Source organism: Streptococcus sp. M334, assembly GCF_000187745.1.
In the GTDB taxonomy this organism is placed as follows: Bacteria; Bacillota; Bacilli; order Lactobacillales; family Streptococcaceae; genus Streptococcus.
The window spans coordinates 1-563 of the sequence record NZ_GL732514.1; the positions used below are offsets into that span (position 1 = coordinate 1).

Below are 563 nucleotides of genomic sequence, written 5' to 3' on the forward strand. Positions count from 1 at the left end.
AGACGGAATCGAACCGCCGACACATGGAGCTTCAATCCATTGCTCTACCAACTGAGCTACCGAGCCTTATTGCGGGAGCAGGATTTGAACCTACGACCTTCGGGTTATGAGCCCGACGAGCTACCGAGCTGCTCCATCCCGCGTTAATACAAAAGGAGGATGTGGGATTCGAACCCACGCACGCTTTTACACGCCTGACGGTTTTCAAGACCGTTCCCTTCAGCCGGACTTGGGTAATCCTCCAAAATAGTTTATACGGGAACAAACCCGTGTCCTCTTAATGAAAAGATAAATGGACTAAACACTATGGGCACGAGTGGACTCGAACCACCGACCTCACGCTTATCAGGCGTGCGCTCTAACCACCTGAGCTACGCGCCCAAGTTAAAAACTTGGTAATTTGAACAAAGTTCAAAGCGGGTGACGAGAATCGAACTCGCGACAACAGCTTGGAAGGCTGTAGTTTTACCACTAAACTACACCCGCTAAAATGGGAGTTAACGGGATCGAACCGCTGACCCTCTGCTTGTAAGGCAGATGCTCTCCCAGCTGAGCTAAACTCC

General features: G+C 50.6%; 5 tRNA genes. All 5 read right to left on the bottom strand.

The window, feature by feature from the left end:
• Positions 1–69: 69 nt before the first annotated feature.
• Positions 70–143 (bottom strand) — tRNA-Met (locus HMPREF0851_RS15240).
• A gap of 10 nt (positions 144–153) precedes the next feature.
• A tRNA-Ser gene (locus HMPREF0851_RS15245) sits at positions 154–243 on the bottom strand.
• A 64-nt stretch (positions 244–307) separates the two neighbouring features.
• A tRNA-Ile gene (locus HMPREF0851_RS15250) sits at positions 308–381 on the bottom strand.
• A gap of 34 nt (positions 382–415) precedes the next feature.
• Positions 416–486: transfer RNA gene (locus HMPREF0851_RS15255), tRNA-Gly, on the bottom strand.
• 5 nt (positions 487–491) lie between these two features.
• A tRNA-Val gene (locus HMPREF0851_RS15260) sits at positions 492–563 on the bottom strand.